Source organism: Streptomyces sp. NPDC055962 (assembly GCF_042270185.1).
Taxonomy (GTDB): Bacteria; Actinomycetota; Actinomycetes; order Streptomycetales; family Streptomycetaceae; genus Streptomyces.
Genome location: NZ_JBHJYN010000010.1, coordinates 189,555 through 213,513 on the forward strand (window position 1 = coordinate 189,555; position 23,959 = coordinate 213,513).

Genomic DNA, 23,959 nt, shown 5'->3' on the forward strand with positions numbered 1-23,959 from the left:
GGTGGGGAGCGGGGGTGCCGCGCGCTGTCGCGTGCGGGACGGCGCGGTGTCAGAGCTCCGCCGTATCGCGTTCCGGCAATCCGTACCGCTCGGCGATCGGCTTCCAGAGCGAGAGGAACTCCTCCTTGGCGCCGGTGGCGAGTTCACTGCTCCGCACGCCCTTCCGGTACGAGGCGGTGCGGGGGACGGAGCCGGGGGAGCAGCCCTGCGCGTCGTCCGCCCAGTCGGCGAACGCCCGGTCGGCGTCCGCCGAGTGCTGCCAGCCCGTGCGGAGACCGGCCGTCGCGCCCGCACCCGAACCGAGCGCGCTCACGTCGAGAGCGGCGAGGCCGGCGACGAGCTCGTCACGGCGGACGGCGGCCTCGTCGAGGGACTCCCCCGCGGCGGCGACCGCTTCGTCCGAGGCACACGCCTCGATCGCGTTGACGGCGTCGACGACCTGCCGGCGGTCGGACTCGCTCCGCTCCAGGAGCCCGTTCACAGCCGTGGCCTGCGCCTCCGCCGTGACGGTGGGCGAGCCGGAGGGCCCCGGGTCCGCCGTCGATCCGGTCAGGGCACGTGACGAACCGGAGGGGGACGGGGTGTGGCTCGCATCGGGCGGCGGGGAGCGGACGGCTTGGGTGACGACGAGGACCACGGCGGCGATCGCCAGTCCTCCACCCACCATGACGAGGACGTACTTCCCCGGTACGGTGCGACGGCTGCGACCGGGGTCGGGTGCGGGGTCCGGCCCTGCTCCGTCGGGCGGTCCCGCGCCGTCCTCGGAGGCGCTCACCCAGCCGCCCGCACCACCGCGCGCGTGCTCGTCCCAGCGCATCGGTCCGTTGCTGTGGTTCTCGCTCATGAGCGCCCCCCGCCGCTGCAAGAGCGGCCACCATCCCACGCACCATGCGTGGAGCCAACGGGGCGGCTGTGATTTGGCCGAAGACGGCCCCACAGCGGGGCGGGAGACGGCCGAGAGGCCACCCCCGCGCGCATGACAGCGGGGCCGGCTCCGTGGGGGAGCCGACCCCGCCTCTGATCAGGGTGCGCTGTGCGCCGGGGTCACACGATGCGGTAGCTGTCGTAGTAGCCGCCGACCTGGGCGTGGTAGCCCGGGTCGTCCGCATGCTTGTGCTTGTCGAACTCCGGGGAGTCCTTGATCTGGTCCTTGGTCAGGTCGACGAACACCTTCTTGTGCTCGGTGTCGATGCCCTTGACCGTGCCGGCCGGCAGGAGCACGTCCTTGCCGAAGATCCAGACGCCGGTGTCGACGACCAGGTAGGCCGAGCCCACCTCGTCGGAGTGCCTGTCGACCTTGCCGATGCTGCCGTCCGTCGCCTCGACCGCGTATCCGGTCAGGTCGGCGCCTGCGGTGTGACCGCTCGTGGGCTGGTAGCCCCACAGGTTGTCGCTCATTACTGGCTCCTTCCTCGACGGTTCGTCAGACACGGCCCTTTCCTCACGATGAGGGTGGGTGCCGCTCATTTATTCGAGTGCCCGCGTATGTCCGGTCCATGCCCGGAGCATTCCGGGAGCGCATGGAAAACGCGGGTGGCGCGGAACTCGAAAAGTTCCGCGCCACCCGCGTTCGTATGGGTAGAAGCCGTCTACCAGCGGTACCAACGGCCACGCTTACCGCCGTTGGTCGACCGGGCGAAGAATCCGACCAGCCAGATCACCAGCACGATGACGGCGATCCACCAGAGTGCCTTGAGTGCGAAACCGGCACCGAAAAGGATCAGGGCGAGCAGAAGAACGAGAAGCAGGGGAACCATTGTTATCAACCTCCGAGACATCAGGTGCCCGGCAATCAATTGCCTACACACATGTGTTCGTGAAGAAAAAATCAGTGGGGTTCCCGTGCAGCTCGCGGCCCGGTCAGACGCCTGCCGGTTCCTTCGCCGGGGTGTCGCCCGAGCCCGATGCCGTGGCCGGGCCGGTGGCGGCGACCGTGGAGGGGCCCTGCTCCTGGGAGACGTTGAACTCCGTCAGCAGCGCCTTGCTGAAGCCGAAGAAGTACGTGGCGACGAATCCCGCGACGTAGCCGACGACCAGGCCGCCCGCGTAGATCGCGATCGTGGAGCCGAGGCCGTGGTTGCCGTCGAGCAGCGGGAACAGGGCCCAGCCGGACGGGCCGATGGCCGTCGAGCCGACCGAGTCGCCGAGCTGGTTGAACAGGCCGACGAAGCCGCCGCCGAACGCGCCGCCGACACAGGCCGTGATGAACGGGCGGCCCAGCGGGAGCGAGACGCCGTAGATCAGGGGTTCGCCGACACCCAGCAGACCGGCGGGCATGGCGGACCTGATGGTCTTGCGGATCGACTCGTTGTTCGGGAGACGGAGGTAGACGGCGGCAGCGGCGCCGACCTGACCCGCTCCGGCCATCGCGAGGATCGGGAGCAGGACCGTGAAGCCCTGCTGCTCGATCAGCGTCGTGTGGATCGGGATCAGGGCCTGGTGCAGGCCCAGCATCACCAGCGGCAGGAAGAAGCCGCCCAGCAGGAAGCCCGCGCCCGCGCCGCCCGTGGAGAGCAGCCAGTCGGCGAACGTACCGATGGCGGAGGAGACCTCACCGGCCACGTACATCAGGCCGAAGATCGTGACGAGCCCGGAGATCAGCACCGTGAGCGTCGGGGTGACCAGGACGTCCAGCGCCTCGGGGACCCAGCGGCGGCACCACTTCTCGACGTACACCGCGAGGACCGCAGCGCCGAGGGCGCCGAGGACACCGCCCTGACCGGGGGAGAGGGTCTGGCCGAAGGCCTCGATGTTCGCGACGCCGGGGAAGACGATGATCGCCGCGACCGCACCGCCGAGGATCGGCGTACCGCCGAACTCCTTCGCCGTGTTGTAGCCGACGAAGACCGCGATCAGGGCCATGAAGCCGGACGCCATCGCCGCCAGGGCGGGGGTGACCGAGGGCAGCCAGCCGAGGTTCACCAGCAGGCCGTTGAGGCCGGCGATGATGCCGCAGCCGATCAGGGCGGGGATCAGCGGGACGAAGATGTTCGCGATCTTGCGCAGGAACAGCTTGAAGGGCGTGGCGTTCTTCGCCTTCTGCTGTGCCTTGAGCGCGGCCCCCTTGTCGGCCAGCTCCTCGGCGGTGTGGACGGGCGCGGGCGCTCCGGACGCCTTGCCCTCCTCGACGAGCTGCTCGAACTCCGGGGTGACCCGGGCGACGGTGCCCGGGCCGAGGACGATCTGGTAGGTGTCGTCCTCGACCACGCCCATCACGGCGGGGACGGCCTTGAGGGCCTCGTCGTCGACGAGGGAACGGTCGTGCAGGCCCAGCCGGAGCCGGGTCATGCAGTGGGCGATCGAGCTGACGTTCGCAGCGCCACCGACGAGCGGCAGGATCGCGGCGGCAGTGGCGCGGTTCTTGTCTTCAGTAGCCATGGTGCGTGGTGCCTTGCTGTGCGGGGAGTGGAGCGTCAGGTGGTGCGGACGGCCGCGAGGGCGGCGCGGAGGTGACCGCGTGAGTCGGCCAGGAGGGCGGCGGCGGTGGGGCCGTCGACCTCGCCGAGGATGGTGAGGATGGCGTTCTTCACCTCGCCGTCGGTGGCGGCGAGCGCCGCCTCGATCTCCTGGTCGGAGGCGCCGGTGGCGAGCGAGACGATCCGGCGGGAGCGGGCACGCAGCTTCTCGTTGGACGCGCGTACGTCGACCATGAGGTTCCCGTACGTCTTGCCGAGCCGGATCATCGTGATCGTCGAGAGCATGTTGAGGACGAGCTTCTGCGCCGTGCCCGCCTTGAGGCGGGTGGAGCCGGTGAGCAGCTCGGGGCCGACGACGATCTCCAGGCCGTGCTCGGCCGCCGCCGCCAGCGCGGAGTCCGCGTTGCAGGAGAGGCCGAGGGTGAGCGCGCCCTTCGCGCGGGCGTGCTCGACGGCGCCGATGGCGTACGGGGTGCGGCCGGAGGCGGAGATCCCGACGACCGTGTCGTCGGCGGTGAGGCCCAGCGCGTCCAGATCGGCGGCGGCCAGCTCCTTGCTGTCCTCGGCGCCCTCCACCGCCTTGACCATGGCGGAGGGACCGCCCGCGATGAGGCCGATGACCTCGGACGGGTCGGTGTTGAAGGTGGGCGGGCACTCGCTGGCGTCGAGGACACCGAGGCGGCCCGCGGTGCCGGCGCCCGCGTAGATCAGCCGGCCGCCCCGCGCCATGCGCTCGGCGGTGGCGTCGATCGCGGCGGCGATCTGGGGGAGCTTCTCCGCCACGGCGGCGGGGACGGTGGTGTCCTCGCCGTTCATGATGCGGGCGATCTCCTGCGTCGGCAGCTGGTCGATCTCGGCGAGCTCCGGCCGGAACGCCTCGGTGGTGAGGGTCGCCAGCTGGGCGCGCAGTTCGCCGTAGCCGCCGGAGGTGGCGGCGTCGGCGTCGGTGGTGGAGGTCATGGACAGCGCTCTGCTTTCTCGTGCTCGTACGGTTCAGCGGGTGAGGGGCCGGGCAGGGTCAGCGGCTGCGCGGGGTGTGGCGGTGGGCGAGCGCCTCGTAGGACGCGGACAGCGCGGGCGCGGCCGTCTCGTACGTCCTCTGGGCGACACCTATGAAGAGGCAGTCGATGACGAGGAGCTGGCTCGTCCGGCTCGACATGGCGGCCGGGCGCAGCTCGCTCTCCCGGGCGGTGGACGTGGTCAGCACGTGGTCGGCGTACTGCGAGACCGGGCCGTCGGGGCGGCCGGTGATCGCGATCGTCGTCGCGCCTCGGTCGAAGGCGACCCGGAGCGGTTCGATGACGTCGACCGTGGAGCCCGAGTGGGTGATGGCGATGGCCACGTCCCCGGGGAGGAGCTGCACCGCGTTGGTCACGGCGAGGTGCGGGTCCATGTTGGCGTGGGCTATCAGGCCGATGCGGAGCAGCTTCTGCGCCAGGTCCTGGCCGACGAGGGAGGACGCGCCGACGCCGTAGATGTCGATGCGGCGCGCGCTCGCCGCGGCGGTCACGGCGGCCCCGAGCTGCACCGTGTCGAGACCCGCGGCGGTGTCCGCGAGGGTCTGCTGCTCGTCGTAGGCGAGCTTCGCGACGACGTCCGCGATGGGGTCGTCGACCGCGATGTCGGCGGTGACGGCGGGAGCGCGGCCGGACTGCTGGTGCGCGGCGAGGCCGGCGAGCGCGAGGCGCAGGTCCCGGTAGCCGGGGTAGCCCAGGAGGCGGGCGGTACGGACGACCGTCGCCTCGCTGGTGCCGGTGAGCTCGGCGAGACCGGTGACGGTGAGGGCGGCGCACCCGGCGGGGTCCCCCGCCACGGCTTCGGCGACCCGCTGCATGGAGCGGGTCATGGACGGAGCCAGTGTCCGCACCTTGGCCGCGAGCGCCGCGGGGGCGGGCGGGGAATCCGCGTTGAAACTTTCCTTCACGTCATTGGTCACGATTGAAAGATATTTTCAGGGGTGTATCCCGTCAACCCCCCTTTGGTCCCGACCTCTGAAGGATCAAGGACGGCCCCGTCGCGGGGCGGGGACAATGGGGGAATGGAGTTGAACACCCTGGAACAGGAGCTGCACACCGCGCGTGCGCTGGTGATGGCCGACCTCGTCGCGGCCGACGTCGCCGAGGCGGGGATCGTCTCGATGGTCGAGGACGCGGTGGCCCACCGGCGTTGGTGGGTCGAACAGTGGCCCGAGGGTGTGTCGTTCGTCACGGGCCTCGTGGCGCAGGACGTCCAGGACGCCCTCCTGGAGCGGCACGGGCGTTGGCCGCTGTGCCCGGTGTGCACGGAGGAGGGGCCGCACGCCCTGGACGTCGAGCCGGAGCTCGGCCCCGATCCGCACTGGGTATGCACCAAGGCGACCGTGTCCGTCGCGCGCGTGGGGGCGCTCGGCGAGGTGCTCGGCCGGTGACGGTCTACATCGACCCGCCGACCTGGCCGGGTCACGGGCGCATGTGGTCGCACCTGGTCAGTGACGTGTCCTTCGAGGAACTGCACGCCTTCGCCGCCGCGATCGGCTGCCCGCCCCGCGCGTTCGAGCGCGACCACTACGACGTGCCCGAGGCGCGCTACGCGGACGCGGTGCGCGCCGGTGCGCGTGAGGTCGGGTCGAAGGAGATCGTGCGCCGGATCACTGACGCGGGACTGAGGCGGCCGAAGGGGCGGCCTGCTCCGGGCTGATGGGCGTGGGGGCACCGTGCTCGGTGCTGACCTGCGCCGGGGCACCCGCGATCCGCCGGGACGGCGCACCGCCGCGCAGCCGCAGCGAGACGACCACGGCGGCCAGGCCCAGGACCAGCATCCCGGCGCCCGCCCACGCGGTCGCCCGGAAGCCGAAGTCCGCGTCGATCACGGTGCCGCCCAGCCACGGGCCACTGGTGTTGCCCAGGTTGAACGCGGCCGTGGTCGTCGCGCCCGCCAGCGTCGGGGCCACCCCCGCGACGTTGAACATCCTGGCGTTGAGCGCCGGAGCCGTGTAGAACGCCGACAGCCCGAGCAGGAACGCCAGCACGACGACGGCGACCTGGTTGGACGCGAACAGGGCCAGCGCCACGAGGAAGACCGTGGAGGCGCTGATACCGCTGAGCAGCACCCCGAAGAGATGCGCGTCCGCGACCCGCCCGCCGATCGTCGTACCGATCAGCGCGCCGACGCCGAAGAGCGCGAGCACCCACGGAACCCAGCCCGAACCGAGGCCGGCCACGTCCGTCAGCAGGGGCGCGAGGTAGCTGAACGCGCAGAACACACCGCCGGCGGCGAGGGCCGTGATGATGATCGACAGCCATACCTGGCGGTCCCTGTAGATCGCGACCTCGCGCTTGAGCTGCGGCTTCTCGTCCGGCAGCGGAATGCGGGGGATGCGGGTGACGACGCCGACCAGGGCGACGGCGGACGCGGCGCCCACCGACCAGAACGCCGAGCGCCAGCCGAAGCTCTCCCCGAGGAACGCGCCGAGCGGCACGCCCAGCACGTTGGCGATCGACAGCCCGCCGATCATCACGGCCATGGCCTTGGCGCGCGCGTTGACCGGCACCATCGCGATGGCGACCGCCGCGCCGACCGCCCAGAACCCGGCGCACGCCAGCGCGCTCACCACCCGGGAGACGAAGAGCACCTCGTACGTCGGTGCCAGTGCGCCCGCGACCTGGCCCAGCCCGAAGACCGAGATGAGCGCGATGAGGGTCGTACGGCGGGGCAGCCGCAGCGTGGCGACGGCCAGCAGCGGGGCGCCGACCACCATGCCGATCGCGAAGGCGGATATGAGGAGTCCGGCCTTCGGTATGGACACGTCCATGTCGTCGGCGATGGGCGGCAGCAGCCCGGACAGCATGAACTCACTGGTGCCGAGGGCGAAGACCGAGAGGCCGAGGATGTAGACGGCCATCGGCATACGGGCGCGGCTGGAATCAGAGTCGGGCATGACAGTGGCCAACAGTGCCTTCGTCCCTGTCATTCCCCTGTCTCAGTGGGTGAGCAGCTCCAGTTCCGTGGTCAGGTTCTGCCGGGCCCTTGCTTCCCATTCCGCAGCGCCGTGCGGCGTGCGGAACAGCCGGGGCAGTTCCAGCAGCTGGCGCAGCACGGCGGCCCGGCCGTCGGTGAAGGCGTCGTCGGGGACGAAGCCGTACTCCTCGCGCACCTGTGCCGCGTACGCCGCGTACTCCTTGGGGGCCGAGGCGAGGATCGCGAGATCCGCGTCGCACAGCACCTCGCCGTTGGTGTCGCCGGGCGCCGGGTCATGCGTGACGGTGAGCCGGACCAGGCGGGCGACCTCGGCCGTCCCGGCACCGGGGACCCCCGCCTCCGGCAGGGCGCGCTCGGCCAGGGCGGCACTGCGCTCCTCGTTCTCGGAGCGGTCGGGCCGGTAGACGGCGTCGTGGAACCAGACGGCGAGGCGCACGAGGTCCGGGTCGGCCGCGTGGCCGGCCAGGGTGTCGACGCGGTCCAGGACCTGCGTCAGGTGCGCCGTGGTGTGGTAGCGCCGCTGGGGTTCCGCCCAGCGGTCCAGGAGGTTCTCGGCGTACGGGCCGGGATCGGGCCCGTCGACCGTCCCGCCGCGTGCGGCGAGCAGGGCCGCGCGCCAGCGGCCGCGGAGAGCGTCGCCACTGGACGCGGCCGCGGAGGGGCCGGTCGGGGACGGCCCGGTCGGGGAGGGGCCGGTCGGGGAGGGGCCGCTCTCGGAGGGGCCGGTTGCGGAGGTGCCGCTGTCGCTCATACGCCGAGGGTAGGACGTGCGCCTCGCACGCACGGCCCGCCCCCGCCTCGCGACGGGGGCGGGCCCGCCGCTCAGTGACCGGGTGCCGTGTCCAGGGCCAGGGCGGCGTACGTCGCCAGCCAGTGGTCCGAGGAGAAGTCCCCGGAGGACACCGTCGGCAGCCCGCGTGCCAGGTGGGCCTCGGCCGATTCCAGGAGCGCGGTACGGCCCGGGCCGTCCGGGAGAGCACCGGCGATCGAGCGGAGGGCGGCGGCCCGGCTCAGGGTGAGGCCGAGGAGGTGGCCGATCTGCGGGTCGGCGTGGTCGGAGACCACCGGCGGGTCGAGCAGGGTGGAGTCGGGCGCGGCGGAGACCAGGTCGGGCAGGAACCCGGCGATCCAGGTACGGAACTCCTTCTCCGGCAGCACCCTGCGCATCGCGTCCGCCTCGGCGAGGGCGGGGGAGAGGAAGTCCTGGCCGGAGGGCTCCCAGTGGGCGGGGGCGTCGTGGTCGTCGGTGAACCAGGTCCGCAGCCGGTCGCCCGCCGCGTCGAGGACGGCTGCCGGCAGGCCGGCGGCCCCGCCCGCGTCGAGGACCAGGCCCAGGCCGAACGCGCTGTTGTTGTGGACTCCGTGCCGGACCGGGTACGTCGCCTTGGGCAGCCAGGCGGCGAGCAGATCGCCGACCGCGGCCACACCGGGTTCGAGTGCCTCGGCCCAGCGGTCGCCGTCGGCCGTGGCGAGGGCCCGGCACTCCCCGGCGAGAGCGATCAGCCAGGCCCAGCCGTACGGCCGCTCGAAGTGCGGCCTGCCCCGCAGGTAGGACGCCTCCACCGCGATGTTCCCGGGGGTCAGATGAGTGTCGAGGACCTCGCGGATACGGGTGGTGAGGGTGGCCGGGAGATCGCCGGTGGTGGAGAAGCGGCGCATCAGGCGGACGAGCAGCCAGTGCATGTGCACCGTGGAGTGCCAGTCGTAGCCGCCGTAGAACGCGGGGTGCAGCGTCCGGGGCGCGACGAGCTCCTCGGGCCCGGCGTAGAGGTGGGCGGGCGCGTTGGGGTATTCGCGTACGACGTTGGCGAGGGCCAGTTCCGCGAAGGGGACGGCGTACGCGGCGGGGAGCGCGGGGGACATCGGGGTCACTCCAGAGGGAACGGTGTGCGGCTCGGGTCGGGGGCCGGTCGGGCAGGGGTGTCTCGGGTCGGGGGCGAGGGGGGTGTGCTGGGTCGGAGGACGGGGGCGAAGGGCGTCCCGGGTCGGAAGGCGAGGGGCGTCCCGGGTCGGAAGGGGCGAGGGGGCGCCCCGGGTCGGACGGCGAAGAGCGTCCCGGGTCAGAAGGCGAAGAGCGCCATGATCGCGATGTTGCAGACCAGCAGGGCCGCCGCCGTGGGCAGCTGGGCCTTGATCGGGCCGTACTGGTCCTTGAGTTCGAGCAGCGCCGCCGGGACCAGGTTGAAGTTGGCGGCCATCGGCGTGACGAGAGTCCCGCAGAAGCCGCACAGCATGCCGATCGCGAGGACGGCGGGCGTGTTGCCGTGCATCTGCTCGATGAGGACGGGCCAGCCGATCGCGGCGGTCATCACCGGGAACGCGGCGAAGGCGTTGCCCATGACGATGGTGAACAGGGCCATGCCGCAGCAGTACACGGCCACGGCCACGAACCTCTGCCCGTCCGGCAGCACCGCCTCGGTGATCCGGCCGACCTGGTCCCCCACCCCGGCGGTCTGGAAGATCGAGCCGAGGACGGAGAGCAACTGCGGGAGGAGCAGCGCCCAGCCCATCGATTCGAGCATGTTGCGACCGGCGTGCAGCGGCACGGAGACCTTCCGCTCGCGCAGGAGCACCATGCCCACGGCCAACGCGGCGATCGCGCCGACACCCAGGCCGAGGATGGTCTCGTACCCCGGTTCCAGGACCGGTTCGCCGCCGATCCTCCAGTTCTTCACGAGCGTCGCGCAGATCATCGCGACCACGGGGATGGTGAGGGCGGGGAGGAACAGCTTGCTGCCGAGCCGGGCGGCGGAGGCCGCGCGCCTCTCGCGGGACGGCGTGTGCGACGCGCCCTTCCCGGTGAGGCCGAAGCCGCCCAGGACGATCAGCACCAGGACGACGACGCCCAGCGGCTCTGCGGGCAGGGACGAGTCGACGACTCCGGTGGAGTAGAAGAACGCGGCGCCCAGCAGGCCCCAGAAGCCGGCGGAGCCGAAGCGCTTGGGGTTGGTGCGGTCCCGGACCATCTGCGCGGCCATGACGAGGAACACCGCGCCGACGAGCCAGAAGAAGTACTCGGACTTGATCACTTGGCGTCCTCCGTGCGGGCCCCGGCGTGCGCCGTCAGGTCGTTCTCGGTGGCGGCGACGGCGAGTTCGCGCTCCAGCTGCCGGTCCAGATGGAGCAGACGGGCCCCGTGGATCAGGAAGGCGCAGATCGCGGAGGGGATCGCCCACAGGGCCAGGTGCAGGGGTTCGAGGTGCTGGTCGTACGTCGAGTTCACGAAGCCGGTGATCAGCAGGATCGATCCGATGGCGATGAAGCAGTCCTCACCGAAGAACACCCCGATGGTGTCGGCACCGGACGCGTGCGAGCGGACCTTCTCGCGCAGTCTCTCCGGCAGCGGACGACCTGCCTTCGCTTCGGCGGCCGCCTCGGCCATCGGGGCGATCAGCGGCCGCACACTCTGCGCGGGGCCGCCGATGCTGGTGAGGCCGACGGAGGCGGTGAGCTGCCGTATCAGCAGATAGAGGGTCAGGAACCGCCCGGTGGTCAGCCTGCCCAGCTTGCCGATCAGGGTGCGGGCCTGCTCCTGGAGGCCGTAGCGCTCCAGGAGGCCGATGACGGGCAGCGTGATCACGAAGACGGTCACCGAACGGGCGGAGGCGAAGCTGTTGCCGAACGAGGCGAGCACCTCCTGCGGCGAGAGCTTGCCGAGCAGCCCCGTGATGATGCCGGCGGCACCCACCACGAGCAGAGGGTTGCGGCGGGTGGCGAATCCGAGGATCACCACGAGCACGCCGAGGAGAACGATCACGCGTCGGCCTTCTTCCGCGCAGGGACGTGCCGGTGCACGGTCCTGGTCAGACGGGGGTGTTACGCGAGACCTTAGGGTCTTGTTGAACAATCCCACAAGGGTGTGGGATGCATCGATCTGGATCGGTGGCGTGCGAGGAAGAGGGGTGGGAGATTCTGACCCTTTGTGCCCGCATCCAGGGTGAAATGTGAGCCCGTCAGGCGTGCCGCAGCCGGATGCGGATCATCGGACGATCCGGGGTCAGCGCTCGGTGAGCCGCTGCGCGTACGCCTCCGCCAGCTGGCGCCGGGAGTCCTCCAGGTAGAAGGCGAGCATCCGCTCGGCGCCGGCCGCGTCCCCCTTCGCCAGCCGGTCCGTGATCGCGCGGTTGCGGCTGAGGTAGGGCTCGTGGAAGCGGCGGGGGTCCGCCATCACGTGGAAGGCGAGGCGCAGTTCGGCCAGGACGTTGCGCATCAGCTCGTCGGTGCGGGGGCTGTTCGCCAGTCCGGCCAGGGCCTGGTGGAAGCGGATGTTGGCCGTGGAGCAGGCGGGCCAGTCGTCGCGGAGTGCGGCCTCCTCGCCCGTCGACACCGCCGCCTCGACCGCCGCCAGGTCGAACGGGGGCTCACCCAGGGCCCGCAGGGCCGCGCACTCGACGAGGAGCCGTACCCGGTAGATGTCCACCAGGTCGTCCACGGCAAGGATGCGGACGAAGACGCCGCGGTTGAGGCGGTGTTCCAGGAGGCGCTCGTGGGACAGCAGGCGGAACGCCTCGCGCAGGGTGTTGCGTGAGACGGCCAGGGCGCCGCTGATGCTCTCCTCGGACAGACGGCTGCCGGGCGGGAAGTAGCCCTCGGTGATCCGGTCCCGCAGGACGGCCGCGACCCGCTCGGCCGTGCCGGACCGCTCCAGGGAGGCACTGTCCGTCGCCAGTTCCGTGAGATCCGGTGTGCTGCCGGTCTTCCCGCTGCCCGTCGTCCCGGCCATGCCCCGTCCCCTGCCTGTCGCGCCTGTCGTGCGGTCGTGCCTGACTCGTCCGCCGCGCCCGCCGTCCTCCCGGGCCAGGGTGTGTGCCTGGTGCCCCGTCAGCGGCGTGCGGCGTGCAGTGCCCAGTGAACCGTACGAGTGTCTCAGGCGGCGAGAGCGCCCTTGTCAGATTGTTGAACAATCGCTAGCGTGCGCTCGTGACGGATCTGACGAGTGTGACGAGCCCGGCGCGGTCGATCGACCTCAACGCGGACCTGGGCGAAGGGTTCGGCCGCTGGACCCTCACCGACGACGACGCGCTGCTGGCCTGTGTCACCAGCGCGAACGTGGCCTGCGGCTTCCACGCGGGCGACGCCTCCGTGATGCGGCGGGTCTGCGACACGGCGGCGGAGCGGGGCGTACGCATCGGGGCGCAGGTCTCCTACCGCGACCTGGCCGGATTCGGTCGGCGCGCCATGGACGTCCCCGCCGGCGAACTTGCCGCCGAGATCGCCTACCAGATCGGCGCCCTGCGGGTCTTCGCGGAGGCGGCCGGCTCCACGGTCGCGTACGTGAAACCGCACGGCGCCCTCTACAACCGGGTGGTGCGGGACGAGGAGCAGGCCGCCGCCGTCATCGAGGGCGTCCTGCTCGCGGGCGGGCGTCCGGCCGTCCTCGGTCTGCCCGGTTCGCGGCTGCTCGCGCGGGCGGAGACCGAGGGCCTGCCGGCGGTCCAGGAGGCGTTCGCCGATCGCGCGTACACCCCGCAGGGCACCCTCGTGCCCCGGGGCGAGGCGGGTGCGGTGGTGCACGACGAGGACGAGGTCGTGCGCCGCAGCGTCGGCATGGCCGTCGACGGGGCCGTGGGCGGCGTCGACGGCAGCCGGATAGCCGTCGCGGCCCGCTCCCTGTGCGTCCACGGCGACACCCCCGGTGCCGCGGCGCTCGCCCGGCGGGTGCGTGCGGCCCTGGAGGAAGCGGGCGTCCGCGTCGAGGCGTTCGCGTGAACGGCGCCCAGGCGAACGGCATCCGCGTGACCCAGGCAGGGCCCCGTGCGCTGCTCGTGGAACTGCCGTCCGGGGAGGAGGCGGAGGCCTTCCACGCGGAGCTGCTCCGCCGCCGGGCCGCCGGCGAACTCCCCGCCCTGCGCGAGATCGTCCCCGGCGCCCGGACGGTGCTGCTGGACGGGGTCGAGGACCGGGCCCTGGCGGGACGTCTGCGGTCCTGGACCGTGCCGCCGCTCGACCGGGGGGACGGGGAGGCCGTCGAGATACCCGTCGTCTACGACGGTCCGGACCTCGCCGACGTGGCCAAGGCCTGGGGGGTCGCCGCCGGCGAGGTGCCGCGCCTCCACGCCCGCACGGAGTTCCGGGTGGCCTTCTGCGGGTTCGCGCCCGGCTTCGGCTACCTCACGGGGCTGCCCGGGCACCTGAGTGTGCCGCGCCGGGCCACGCCCCGGACCCGGGTGCCGGCGGGGGCGCTGGCCCTCGCGGGCCCGTACACCGGGGTCTATCCGCGCTCCTCGCCCGGTGGGTGGCAGCTCATCGGCCGGATGCCGGGGCCGGAGGCCCTCTGGGACCCGGACCGCGAGCCGGCCGCCCTCCTCCGCCCCGGGGCCCGGGTGCGTTTCGTCAAGGCGGAGGCGCGCGGATGAGCCCGGGGCTCGAAGTGGTCCGGGCGGGTGCCCTGACCACGGTGCAGGACGAGGGCCGCACCGGCTGGGCCCACCTCGGCGTCCCCCGGGCCGGGGCGCTGGACGGGCCGGCCCGTCGGCTGGCCAACCGGCTCGTCGGCAACGCACCGGACGCGGCGGTGCTGGAGACCACGGTCACCGGGTGCGCGGTCCGGGTGACCGGCACCCGGCCGGTGCTCGCGGTCGTCGGCGGGGCGGGGTGCCGGGTCACGGTGGACGGCCGTCCGGCCGCCTGGGGCGCGCCCGTGCGCGTACCGCCGGGCGCGGTGCTGGAGGCGGGGCCCGCCGTGCACGGGCTGCGCGGCTACCTGGCGTTCGCGGGCGGGCTGGTGCCCGAGCCGGTGCTGGGCAGCCGGTCCGCCGACCTGCTCTCCGGGCTCGGCCCACCGGTCCTGAGCACGGGCGACGTGCTGCCGCTGGGCCTGCCGCGCGGAGCCCCGTGCGCCGACACCGTGCCCTGGCCGGGCGCCCCCGCCGAGCTGGTCCTGCCTCTGTGGCCGGGGCCGCGCGACGACTGGTTCACCGGGGCGGCCCTGCGCACGCTGACCACCGCCGTCTACCGGGTATCGGACCGGAGCAACCGCATCGGTCTGCGCACGGAGGGCCCCGCGCTGGAGCGCGTCCGGGAGGACGAACTGCCCAGTGAGGGCATGGTGCTGGGGGCCGTCCAGGTGCCGCCGGACGGGCGGCCCGTGGTGTTCCTCAACGACCATCCGACGACGGGCGGTTACCCGGTCGTCGGCGTGGTCGCCGAAGCCGCCCTGGCGGGAGCGGCGCAGGCGGTCCCGGGGACGCCGGTGCGCTTCGTGCGGGCGTGACGGGAACCCGTGCGGGGGCACCGGCCGACCGGAGGTGACCGGCCCGGGCACGTTACCGAAGCGTAACTTACTCGCGAGTTACTTCGGGTAACCCTTCGGTGCTAGCTTGCGCTCACCTTCATCGGAGCAGAGCGAGGAGTGAGCCGTGAGTCCGCGCAAGACCGCCCGTTCGAGCTCGACCGTGAACATCCCCCAGCTCCTGGAACCCCGTCGGCAGGGACGCCTGACGGGGCGCCTGCTGGCCGCGTCCGTGGCTGCCGCAGCCTGTCTCGGCACGGCGGCCGTCCCCACCGCCTCCGCCGCCGGGTCCGAGCCGGTCGTCTCCCGGGGTGTGACCATCCCCGACTTCTACGACCCGCCGGCGCAGCTGCCCGCCGCCGACGGGTCCCTCGTCCGGACGGAGCCGCTGCCTCTCGGGGTGAGCCTCCCGGGCCTCGACGGCCGCCCGATGCCGGGCACCGCGACGCGGCTGATGTACAAGTCCACCGACGCGGGCGGCGGGCCCGTCGCCGTCACCGGCGCCTACATCGAGCCGTCCGCCGCGTGGAAGGGGGGCGGCGCACGGCCCCTCGTCGCGCTGGCCTCGGGGACCATGGGCCAGGGCGACCAGTGCGCCCCCTCCCTGTCGCTCCAGCACCCGCTGACCATCGGCGAGGGCACGGTGTCGATCGGGTACGACAACATCGCGGTCTACCGCTTCCTCGCCGCCGGCGCGGCCGTCGTCGTCACCGACTACGCCGGGCTCGGCACGACCGACCGGCTCCACACCTACGTCAACCGTGTCGACGAGGGCCACGCGCTCCTGGACGCGGCCCGCGCGGCACGCTCCGTCACGGGCGCCTCGGTCACCCCGGCCTCCAAGGTCGGCCTCTACGGATACAGCCAGGGCGGCGGCGCCAGCGCGTCGGCGGCCGAACTGCAGTCCTCGTACGCCCCGGACGTCAATCTGGCGGGCACCTACGCGGGAGCCCCGCCCGCCGACCTCACCGAGGTCATGAAGGGCATAGACGGCAGCGCCCTCGCCGGCGCGCTCGGCTGGTCCATCAACGGGTTCGTCCAGTCCGACCCGTCGCTCGCGGCGATCGTGGACGCGCGCACGAACGAGGTGGGCAAGGCCGCGCTGAAGGACATCTCCACCATGTGCGTGGGCGACTCGATCCTCGGTTACGGCTTCACGAACAGCAAGAAGTGGACCTCCGACGGCAAGCCGATCGCCGACGTGATCGCGGCCGAACCGAAGCTGCAGGCCATCCTCGCCCAGCAGCGCATCGGCACGCTCAAGCCGACGGCCCCGGTCCGCCTGGCCACCGGCGTGCAGGACGACATCGTCGGACACAAGCAGGCCAGGCAGCTCGCGGTGGACTGGTGCCGCAAGGGGGGTGACGTGACGTACGAGGCGATCCATCTGCCCAACCTCGGCGACAAACTCCTCACCAACCACCTCGCGCCGCTCCTCACCGACCAGGGCAGCGCCATCTCCTGGCTCACCGACCGTCTCTCCGGCAGGAAGACCTCCTCCAACTGCTGGTCGATGCCGCTCCAGCCCTGACGTCTCCCACCCCGTGACCCATGAGGCCGCGGCGCGTCCGCTCCGCGGATGCCGCCGCGGTCTCGCGTATCTTCACGCATGCGTTCCCATGGGGAGCTGCGCCCGGGGTGGCTGACCCGTAGTCTGGTTATTGGACTAGACCTGTAGTCCGTAGCCGCTCCGAGGGAATGGAACACCATGAGCAACCGTGCAGTCCTGGAGGTGATCGCTCTCGACGCGGAGGACGCGGTCGCGGCGCAGGAGGGCGGAGCGGACCGCCTCGAACTGGTCACCGACATGGCGGCCGACGGCCTGACGCCCCCGCTCGCGGTCTTCGAGGAGATCCGGGCCGCAGTCGACATCCCGCTGAGGGTCATGCTCAGGGTCGCGGACGGGTTCGCCGCCGGCGACATCGGTGTCCTCGTGGGGAAGGCCCGCGCGCTGCGCGCCGCGGGCGCCGAGGAGTTCGTCCTCGGCTTCCTCGACGAGGGCGGCCACGCCGACCTGGTCGCCGTCGAGCGGCTGGTCGCCGAGCTCGACGGCCGCCCGTGGACCTTCCACCGTGCCATCGACCGGGCCGCCGACCGCGACGTGCTGCGCAAGCACCTCGCCGACCTGCCCGGGCTGGACACCTACCTCACGGCGGGCTCGCCGCGCGGTGTCGACGACGGCATGGAGACGCTGCTCGCCGAAGCGGCGCACTCGGACCTGCCCGGCTACGAGCCGCAGATCATGGTGGGCGGCGGCCTGCGCCTGGAGCACCTGCCGAGCCTGTGCGCCGCGGGCATCGAAGCGTTCCACATCGGAGGGGCGGCCCGGCCGGGCGGCTGGGACGGTCCGGTGGACGCCGCAGCGGTACGGGAGTGGCGCACGGCGCTCGACGGCTGACGGGCGCGGCGGACGCGTCACCCGTTCCCCCCAGTCCGGGGTGCCGCGGCGCCGGGACCGGCTTTGAATGCTGAGTGTCCCAGGTGCCCGGCCCAGCCCCGGAGTCCGTATGTCGCATCCGCAGCCCGCACGCGATCCCGGCACCGCCGTGCGGCGGACGGGGGCGCTGCACGCGACCGGCGCGTGGTGCGCGCGCCACTTCGTGATCGTCTTCGTGCTGTGGCTGGCCGCGCTCGCCGTGCTCCAGGTCCTGCACCACACCTACGGCGGCGACTACTCCGACGACTTCTCGATCTCCGGGACCCAGTCGCAGGAGGGCCTCGACGTACTGGAGGCGCACGACCCCTCGGCCGGCGGCTACAGCAGCCAGGTGGTCGTGCACGACGCCGACGCGTCGCTCACCTCTCTGGGCAGCCAGATGTCCACGGTCGTCGGCAGCCTCCAGAAACTGCCCGACGTGCTGTCCGTCCAGAACCCCCTGACCGCTCAGAGCAGCACGAGCAACCCGGACGTGGGGCCGCTCTCCAGCGACGGGAGAACGGCGTACCTCACCATCCGGTTCAGTGAGCAGCCCTCCACCCTGGGGTCCGGGTACCTCGACGGGGTGGACTCCGCGGTGCAGCCCCTGCGGTCGGCCGGCGCGGAGGTGGAGTACGGGGGTTCGCTGGGCGAGCTGGCCCGGCCCGCGGCGAACGACCGCGTCAGCGAGGCCATCGGCTTCGGGGTCGCCGTGGTCGTGCTTCTGATCGGGTTCGGCAGTCTCGTGGCCGCCCTGCTGCCGCTCGTCACCGCACTCGTCTGCGTGGTCTGCGGGATCGCGCTGCTCGGACTGCTGGCCGCCGCGACGACCTTCGCCACGGTGTCGCCGACCCTGGCCACGATGATCGGGCTCGGCGTCGGCATCGACTACGCCCTCTTCCTCGTCACCCGGCACCGCCAGAACGTCATGGACGGCAAGGACCCGGTGGCCGCCGCCGGGGCGGCCACCGCGACCAGCGGGCGGGCCGTGCTGCTGTCCGGGTGCACGGTGATCATCGCCCTCTGCGGGCTGTGGGTCTCCGGGATCGACTTCATCGGAAAGCTCGGCCTCGCGGCGGCCGTCACCGTCGTCACGGCCGTGCTGGGGGCCCTGACCCTGGTGCCGGCCGTGCTCGGGCTGATGGGACGGCAGATCGACCGGATCCATCTCCGGAGGCCGATCGCCGAGGTGGAGACCGGCGGCGGGCCCCGTGCCCCGGAGCCTGTCGAGCGCCGTGGGGCGGCGGACGGCCAGGAGCCTGTCGATCCCCGTGGGGCGGCGGACGGCCAGGAGCGGGCGGCGCAGGGCACCTGGCACCGGTACGCGCAGCGGGTGGAGCGCCGGCCGTGGTGGTTCCTGGCCACCGGGGTGGTCCTGCTGGCCGTCCTCGCCTTCCCGCTCTTCTTCATCCAGCTCGGCCACATCGGGGACGGCGCCGACCCCAGGTCCTTCACCGACCGGCGCGCCTACGACCTGATGTCCTCGGCGTTCGGGCCCGGCTCGAACGGCCCGCTGACGCTCGTGATCGACCAGAGCAAGGTCTCCCAGGACGACCGCTCCGCGCTGGAGAGCCAGGCGGAGCAGGCGCTGGCCAAGGTGCCGGACGCGGCCCTCATCACCCCGCTCACCCCCACCTCGGACGGCGACGTCCTCATCGCCACCGCCTACTCCGTCGCCGCACCGCAGGACGCGCGGACCACCGGCCTGGTCAACCACCTGAAGGACGACGTGCTGCCCGACGCCGTGTCCGGCACGGCCGCGAGCGGCTACGTGACCGGCACGACGGCCGCCCAGGTCGACTTCCTCGACATCGTCTCCAGCAGGCTGCCCCTGATCATCGCGGTGGTGGTCGCACTCGCGTTCCTCGTGATCCTGGCCGTGTTCCGCGGGCTGCTCGTCGCGGTCAAGGCGGCCGTGCTCAACGTGCTGTCGATCGCCGCCTCGTACGGGGTCGTGGTCGCCGTGTTCCAGTGGGGCTGGGGCGGGCCCGCGCTCGGGGTGTCGGGCGACGTGCCGATCGAGAGCTACGTGCCGATGATGATGTTCGCCATCGTCTTCGGCCTCAGCATGGACTACGAGATCTTCCTCCTGACCCGGATCCACGAGGCGTGGCTGGCCACGCACGACCCGAAGGCGAGCGTCGCGCACGCCCTGGAGATCACCGCGCGGGTCATCACCTGTGCCGCGCTGATCATGGTCAGCGTCTTCGCCGCCTTCCTCATCAGCGACAACATCGTCGTCAAGATGCTGGGCCTCGGGCTGGCCGCCAGCGTCCTCATCGACGCCACCGTCGTACGGCTGCTGCTGGTCCCGGCCGTGATGACCCTGCTCGGCCGCGCCGCGTGGTGGACACCGCGATGGCTGGACGGGATCCTGCCGCACCTCGACGCGGAAGGACCGGAGAGCCGGGAACCGTCCGCCCCCGCCGTCCGGCGTTGAGGGGGAGGTCCGGTACGGACCTCCCCCGTACCGCCGCTACCCCAACTGCTCCGGAAGCGGGGCCGCGTGCAGGACCACGAGGCCCGAGACGGCGCGGGTCAGGGCGACGTACAGGCGGCGCAGGCCGGTGCGTTCGTCGGGTTCGCCGTCGACCACGGCCGCGGGCTCGTCCAGGACGACGTAGTCGTACTCCAGGCCCTTCGCGAGTGAGGCCGGGACCAGCGTCAGCCGGGATTCCGCCGTCGTCTCCTCACCGGGGGAGAGGACGCCGTGGCCCGCCTCCGCCAGCGCGGCCGACAGGGCCGGGATGCGGGCGTCGGCGGCGATCAGGCCGATCGAGCCCTCGTGGCGCAGCGACTCCTCGCACGCCGCGACCACCGCCGCGTCCAGGTCCTCCGACGCGGCGACCTCCCGCACCGTCAGTGAGCCGGGCGTCTCACGCACCGACTCCACCGGCGCGAGACCCGGGGAGATCGCCGGGAGGAGACGGGAGGCGTACGCGATCACCTCGCGCGGCACGCGGAAGCCCGCCGTCAGCTCCTCCACGACGGCGTCCGCCTTGCCCAGGTGGAACAGCGCCTGTTCCCAGCTCTGCGTCGACCACGGGGTCGTGCCCTGGGCCAGGTCGCCGAGCACCGTCGCCGAACCGGTCGAGCAGCGCCGCCCCACCGCGCGGTACTGCATGGGGGACAGGTCCTGGGCCTCGTCGATGACGACATGGCCCAGCGAGTGGGTCCGGGCCACCAGGTCGGCCGCCTCGTCGATCAGGACCGCGTCCGCCGCCGACCACTTCGCCGACTTCACGCTGCGCGCGGGCCTGGCCATGAGGATCTGCTTCTGCTCGTCGCCGGTGAGGATCCCCTCCGCGTGCGCGGCCAGGAAGTCCGCGTCCGTGAGGAGCCGCAGGACCAGCTTCGCCGGCTCCACCGCCGGCCAGATCTCCTTCACGGCCGCCTTCACGGCGGGATTGCGCGCCACCGCGTTCTGCACCCGGTCGTCGGGCGCCTCCCCCGCCTCCTCCATCCGCACGAGGACGGCGTGCGCGATGCGCTGCGGAAGCGCCTCGTGGGCGGCGCCGTAGCGCATGTCGCGGGCCAGCAGCTCCTGCACCATCTCGTCGATCTCGTACGCCGGAACCCGCCAGCGGCGCGAGCCGCGCACCACCACGACCGGCTCGGCCGGGGGCGTCACGTGTGAGCGGATCGCCCGTCGCAGGACCTCCGCCATCCGGGCGTCGCCCTTGATCACCGCGGCGGGCGCCTCGTCGGTGCCGCGCACCTCGACGCGTGCCGTCACCAGGTCCTCGACGGTCGCCTGCTGCACCTCCAGCTCGCCGAGCGCGGGCAGGACCTGCTCGATGTAGTGGAGGAACGACCGGTTCGGGCCGATGACGAGGGTGCCGGTGCGGGCGAGGCGGTCGCGGTGCGCGTACAGGAGGAAGGCGACACGGTGCAGGCCGACAGCCGTCTTCCCGGTGCCGGGGCCTCCCTGGACGCAGACCGACCCGCCCAGGCCGCTGCGGACGATCTCGTCCTGCTCGGGCTGGATCGTCGCGACGATGTCACGCATCGGCCCCACGCGGGGCCGCTCGATCTCCGCCTGGAGGAGCTTGCTGGTCTGCTCGGTCTCCGCGGGGTCGGTGAGGTGCTCGTCCTCGTACGCGGTCAGCTCGCCCCCGGTGTAGCCGAAGCGGCGGCGCCGGTCGACATCCAGGGGGTTGTTCCTGGACGCCTGGTAGAACGGCTGCGAGACCGGGGCGCGCCAGTCGATGACCATGGGGTCGCCGTGGGCGTCGTGGACGTGGCGCCGCCCGATGTAGAAGCGCTCGCCCTCCGCGCCCTCCGCCTTCTCGGCACCGACCACGTGCAGGTAGTCGAGGCGGCCGAAGAACAGCGGGGTGTGGGAGAGGTCGGCGAGCGCCTTGATGCGGTCGTCGATCTGGGCCTGCAGGACCGCGGCGTTGACCCAGTTCGCGGTGACATCGCGGATGTCGAGCGCCTGCACGTCCTCGCGCATGGCACGCAGCGCGGCACGGGACGCGGCGAGGTGCGCCCGCTCCCTGACCAGTGGATTGCTTGACTCTTCGTGCGCGGGCACGGTGTTGCCTCCGGCTGTTCGACGCAGGACGGCGGACAGGGCTCACCGCCCGGTCCGCTCGGGGACGTTCACACACACAGATGCGCACGCGGGTGGGCGCGTGCGGCTGTTGTCGGCCGGTTTCCGTCCGGTCGGCGGCGCTCCCCCGGCTGCCGGCCGCTCGGAAGGGCGAGCCGGTACCACGGTGCGGGAGGCGGGCAGACCGGCGATTCTAGCGATCGCGGCACCGGGGGGCGAACGAATTGCACGGTGCCGTGTCCGTCCCGTAGGGGACGGCATGCGACCTGGGTCCTACCCGCGCCCGCACGCGCTTCGGCCCCCAGACCGATGCCGGGGCGCGGGCGGGCGGAGCACCATGGAATACATGAGCAGCCTTCATCTGAACCCGGACAGGACCGGCCCCGCGCACGGCGCGACCGCGGCGACCGGTCATCCACGAAACCACCGCATGGGAAACGCGGTGCGCGCCGTCTCCGTGTTCGCGCGCACCGCGTTCGGTGTGGCCGTGCTCGGTGAGTACGCGGAGGAGGCGGGCGTCGTACGCCGCCGCCGCTGACCCGCCCGAAGATCCCTGTCAGCTCTCCTTCGGTCCCCGCCCGAAGATCCCTGTCAGTTCTCCGTCAGCAGCTCGTCGGCGTCGACGATCCGGTAGGCGTACCCCTGCTCCGCGAGGAAGCGCTGGCGGTGTGCCGCGAAGTCCTGGTCGATCGTGTCGCGGGCGACCACCGAGTAGAACCGCGCCTCGTGCCCGTCCGCCTTCGGCCGCAGCACCCGGCCCAGGCGCTGAGCCTCCTCCTGGCGCGAGCCGAACGTCCCCGACACCTGGATGGCGACGGTCGCCTCCGGCAGGTCGATCGAGAAGTTCGCGACCTTCGACACGACCAGCACGTTGATCTCGCCCTGCCGGAACGCCTCGAACAGCTTCTCGCGCTGTGCGTTGCTCGTCTCACCCTTGATCACCGGGGCGTCCAGGTGCTCACCGAGCTCGTCCAGCTGGTCGATGTACTGGCCGATGACCAGGGTCTGCTCGCCCCGGTGCTTGCGGACGAGCGCCTCGGTGACCTTCCGCTTCGTCGCGGTCGTCGCGCAGAACCGGTACTTCTCCTCGGCCTCGGCCGTCGCGTAGGCGAGGCGCTCCGAGTCCGTGAGGTTCACGCGGACCTCGACGCAGTCGGCGGGCGCGATGTAGCCCTGCGCCTCGATCTCCTTCCACGGGGCGTCGAACCTCTTCGGCCCGATGAGGGAGAAGACGTCCGACTCGCGGCCGTCCTCGCGCACCAGCGTCGCGGTGAGCCCGAGTCGCCGGCGGGCCTGGAGATCGGCGGTGAACTTGAAGACGGGTGCGGGCAGCAGGTGCACCTCGTCGTAGATCACGAGCCCCCAGTCGCGGGAGTCGAACAGCTCCAGGTGCGGGTAGATCCCCTTACGGCGGGTGGTCAGCACCTGGTACGTGGCGATGGTGACCGGCCGGATCTCCTTGCGCGTGCCGCTGTACTCGCCGATCTCGTCCTCGGTCAGCGAGGTCCGCTTCACCAGCTCGTGCTTCCACTGGCGGGCGGAGACGGTGTTGGTGACGAGGATCAGCGTGGTCGCCTTGGCCTCGGCCATGGCGCCGGCCCCGACCAGCGTCTTGCCCGCGCCGCAGGGGAGCACGACGACGCCCGAGCCGCCGTGCCAGAACCCCTCGACGGCCTGCTTCTGGTACGGGCGGAGCGCCCAGCCGTCCTGGTCGAGCTCGATGGGGTGTGCCTCGCCGTCGACGTAACCGGCGAGGTCCTCGGCCGGCCAGCCCAGCTTGAGCAGCGTCTGCTTGATCTGCCCGCGCTCCGAGGGGTGCACGGCCACGGTGTCCGGGTCGAGGCGTGCCCCGACCAGCGGCTGGACCTTCTTGGAGCGGAGGATCTCCTCCAGCACCGGCCGGTCGTTGGAGGTCAGCACCAGGCCGTGCACGGGGTGCTTGGACAGGGTGAGACGGCCGTACCGCGCCATCGTCTCGGCGATGTCGACGAGGAGCGCGTGCGGCACGGGGTAGCGCGAGTACTCCACGAGCGCGTCGACGACCTGCTCGGCGTCGTGCCCCGCGGCGCGGGCGTTCCACAGGCCCAGCGGGGTCACGCGGTAGGTGTGGATGTGCTCGGGGGCACGCTCCAGCTCGGCGAAGGGCGCGATGACACGGCGGCATGCTTCCGCCTGGTCGTGGTCGACCTCGAGGAGCAGCGTCTTGTCGCTCTGGACGATGAGGGGTCCGGTCACGCGCGTCGGCCCTTTCTGTTCTGCTTCTGCCCTGCTGCTGGGATCCGCCGCCGGGGACGGCCGCGAACGGCCAAACGTCCAGTGTGCCGCATCCGCCGCGAACGGGCGGTGTGCGTGCGTGACGGAGGGGGCCGGGCCTCGCCCGCGCC

23 protein-coding genes are annotated in these 23,959 nt (G+C 72.4%); 9 read left to right on the forward strand and 14 right to left on the reverse strand.

Annotated features, from left to right (window positions below):
- Positions 1-49 precede the first annotated feature (49 nt).
- From ACFC51_RS26300 to ACFC51_RS26325, 6 genes are all read right to left on the reverse strand, one after another.
- Complete coding sequence (locus ACFC51_RS26300) at positions 50-844, reverse strand: hypothetical protein (protein ID WP_376531135.1); 795 nt, start codon at positions 842-844, stop codon at positions 50-52.
- A gap of 200 nt (positions 845-1,044) precedes the next feature.
- The gene (locus ACFC51_RS26305) at positions 1,045-1,398 is read right to left on the reverse strand and encodes a PRC-barrel domain-containing protein (RefSeq protein WP_376531137.1); all 354 of its coding nucleotides are present in this window, start codon (positions 1,396-1,398) and stop codon (positions 1,045-1,047) included.
- A 191-nt stretch (positions 1,399-1,589) separates the two neighbouring features.
- On the reverse strand, positions 1,590-1,757 hold the full coding sequence (locus ACFC51_RS26310) for a DUF5670 family protein (RefSeq protein ID WP_376369308.1): 168 nt from the start codon (positions 1,755-1,757) through the stop codon (positions 1,590-1,592).
- A 103-nt stretch (positions 1,758-1,860) separates the two neighbouring features.
- Positions 1,861-3,378 carry a PTS transporter subunit EIIC gene (locus ACFC51_RS26315; RefSeq protein WP_376369307.1) on the reverse strand — a complete coding sequence of 506 codons (1,518 nt, stop codon included), beginning with the start codon at positions 3,376-3,378 and terminating at the stop codon, positions 1,861-1,863.
- Between the two features lie 35 nt (positions 3,379-3,413).
- A complete protein-coding gene (gene murQ, locus ACFC51_RS26320) occupies positions 3,414-4,376 on the reverse strand; it encodes an N-acetylmuramic acid 6-phosphate etherase (RefSeq protein WP_376369306.1) in 963 nt (320 codons plus the stop codon).
- Between the two features lie 58 nt (positions 4,377-4,434).
- Positions 4,435-5,352, reverse strand: coding sequence for a MurR/RpiR family transcriptional regulator (locus tag ACFC51_RS26325; protein ID WP_376369305.1), 918 nt, complete (start codon positions 5,350-5,352; stop codon positions 4,435-4,437).
- A gap of 102 nt (positions 5,353-5,454) precedes the next feature.
- Here ACFC51_RS26325 and ACFC51_RS26330 point away from each other — a divergent pair, with 102 nt between their 5' ends.
- Positions 5,455-5,823, forward strand: coding sequence for a hypothetical protein (locus tag ACFC51_RS26330; protein ID WP_376369304.1), 369 nt, complete (start codon positions 5,455-5,457; stop codon positions 5,821-5,823).
- Entirely contained in the window at positions 5,820-6,092 is a 273-nt protein-coding gene (locus tag ACFC51_RS26335; RefSeq protein WP_376369303.1) for a DUF4031 domain-containing protein, read from the forward strand. The genes ACFC51_RS26330 and ACFC51_RS26335 overlap by 4 nt, the downstream gene beginning before the upstream one ends.
- On the opposite strand, the gene ACFC51_RS26340 is transcribed toward ACFC51_RS26335, so the two are convergent.
- The 6 genes from ACFC51_RS26340 to ACFC51_RS26365 all read right to left on the reverse strand — a co-directional run bounded on the left by ACFC51_RS26340 (position 6,043) and on the right by ACFC51_RS26365 (position 12,096).
- On the reverse strand, positions 6,043-7,302 hold the full coding sequence (locus tag ACFC51_RS26340; RefSeq protein WP_376369343.1) for a Cmx/CmrA family chloramphenicol efflux MFS transporter: 1,260 nt from the start codon (positions 7,300-7,302) through the stop codon (positions 6,043-6,045). The two genes, ACFC51_RS26335 and ACFC51_RS26340, sit on opposite strands and share 50 nt — an antisense overlap.
- Positions 7,303-7,374: 72 nt before the next feature.
- Positions 7,375-8,124: a hypothetical protein gene (locus ACFC51_RS26345; protein ID WP_376369302.1), complete on the reverse strand. Its 750-nt coding sequence runs from the start codon at positions 8,122-8,124 to the stop codon at positions 7,375-7,377.
- Between the two features lie 71 nt (positions 8,125-8,195).
- Entirely contained in the window at positions 8,196-9,236 is a 1,041-nt protein-coding gene (locus ACFC51_RS26350) for a DUF2891 domain-containing protein (protein ID WP_376369301.1), read from the reverse strand.
- Between the two features lie 197 nt (positions 9,237-9,433).
- A complete protein-coding gene (locus ACFC51_RS26355; protein ID WP_376369300.1) occupies positions 9,434-10,402 on the reverse strand; it encodes a DUF979 domain-containing protein in 969 nt (322 codons plus the stop codon).
- On the reverse strand, positions 10,399-11,130 hold the full coding sequence (locus tag ACFC51_RS26360) for a DUF969 domain-containing protein (protein WP_376369299.1): 732 nt from the start codon (positions 11,128-11,130) through the stop codon (positions 10,399-10,401). Before ACFC51_RS26360 ends, ACFC51_RS26355 begins: the two co-directional genes overlap by 4 nt.
- A gap of 240 nt (positions 11,131-11,370) precedes the next feature.
- Positions 11,371-12,096 carry a GntR family transcriptional regulator gene (locus ACFC51_RS26365; RefSeq protein WP_376369298.1) on the reverse strand — a complete coding sequence of 242 codons (726 nt, stop codon included), beginning with the start codon at positions 12,094-12,096 and terminating at the stop codon, positions 11,371-11,373.
- Positions 12,097-12,332: 236 nt separating this feature from the next.
- On the opposite strand from ACFC51_RS26365, the gene ACFC51_RS26370 reads away from it, so the two are divergent.
- The 6 genes from ACFC51_RS26370 to ACFC51_RS26395 all read left to right on the forward strand — a co-directional run bounded on the left by ACFC51_RS26370 (position 12,333) and on the right by ACFC51_RS26395 (position 19,460).
- Positions 12,333-13,082: a LamB/YcsF family protein gene (locus ACFC51_RS26370; protein ID WP_376369341.1), complete on the forward strand. Its 750-nt coding sequence runs from the start codon at positions 12,333-12,335 to the stop codon at positions 13,080-13,082.
- Positions 13,079-13,729 carry an allophanate hydrolase subunit 1 gene (locus ACFC51_RS26375; RefSeq protein WP_376531139.1) on the forward strand — a complete coding sequence of 217 codons (651 nt, stop codon included), beginning with the start codon at positions 13,079-13,081 and terminating at the stop codon, positions 13,727-13,729. The genes ACFC51_RS26370 and ACFC51_RS26375 overlap by 4 nt, the downstream gene beginning before the upstream one ends.
- Entirely contained in the window at positions 13,726-14,586 is an 861-nt protein-coding gene (locus ACFC51_RS26380) for a biotin-dependent carboxyltransferase family protein (protein WP_376531141.1), read from the forward strand. The genes ACFC51_RS26375 and ACFC51_RS26380 overlap by 4 nt, the downstream gene beginning before the upstream one ends.
- Positions 14,587-14,731: 145 nt before the next feature.
- Positions 14,732-16,135 (forward strand): lipase family protein, encoded by a 1,404-nt coding sequence (locus ACFC51_RS26385; RefSeq protein WP_376531143.1) that lies wholly within the window; start codon positions 14,732-14,734, stop codon positions 16,133-16,135.
- A 177-nt stretch (positions 16,136-16,312) separates the two neighbouring features.
- Positions 16,313-17,002, forward strand: coding sequence for a copper homeostasis protein CutC (locus tag ACFC51_RS26390; RefSeq protein WP_376369294.1), 690 nt, complete (start codon positions 16,313-16,315; stop codon positions 17,000-17,002).
- Between the two features lie 109 nt (positions 17,003-17,111).
- Positions 17,112-19,460 (forward strand): MMPL family transporter, encoded by a 2,349-nt coding sequence (locus ACFC51_RS26395; protein ID WP_376531145.1) that lies wholly within the window; start codon positions 17,112-17,114, stop codon positions 19,458-19,460.
- A gap of 36 nt (positions 19,461-19,496) precedes the next feature.
- Here ACFC51_RS26395 and ACFC51_RS26400 read toward each other — a convergent pair whose 3' ends face one another.
- Positions 19,497-21,557 carry a HelD family protein gene (locus ACFC51_RS26400; RefSeq protein ID WP_376369292.1) on the reverse strand — a complete coding sequence of 687 codons (2,061 nt, stop codon included), beginning with the start codon at positions 21,555-21,557 and terminating at the stop codon, positions 19,497-19,499.
- Positions 21,558-21,921: 364 nt separating this feature from the next.
- On the opposite strand from ACFC51_RS26400, the gene ACFC51_RS26405 reads away from it, so the two are divergent.
- Positions 21,922-22,113, forward strand: coding sequence for a hypothetical protein (locus tag ACFC51_RS26405; protein ID WP_376369291.1), 192 nt, complete (start codon positions 21,922-21,924; stop codon positions 22,111-22,113).
- Positions 22,114-22,166: 53 nt separating this feature from the next.
- Here ACFC51_RS26405 and ACFC51_RS26410 read toward each other — a convergent pair whose 3' ends face one another.
- Entirely contained in the window at positions 22,167-23,810 is a 1,644-nt protein-coding gene (locus ACFC51_RS26410) for a DNA repair helicase XPB (RefSeq protein WP_376369290.1), read from the reverse strand.
- Positions 23,811-23,959: the final 149 nt, after the last annotated feature.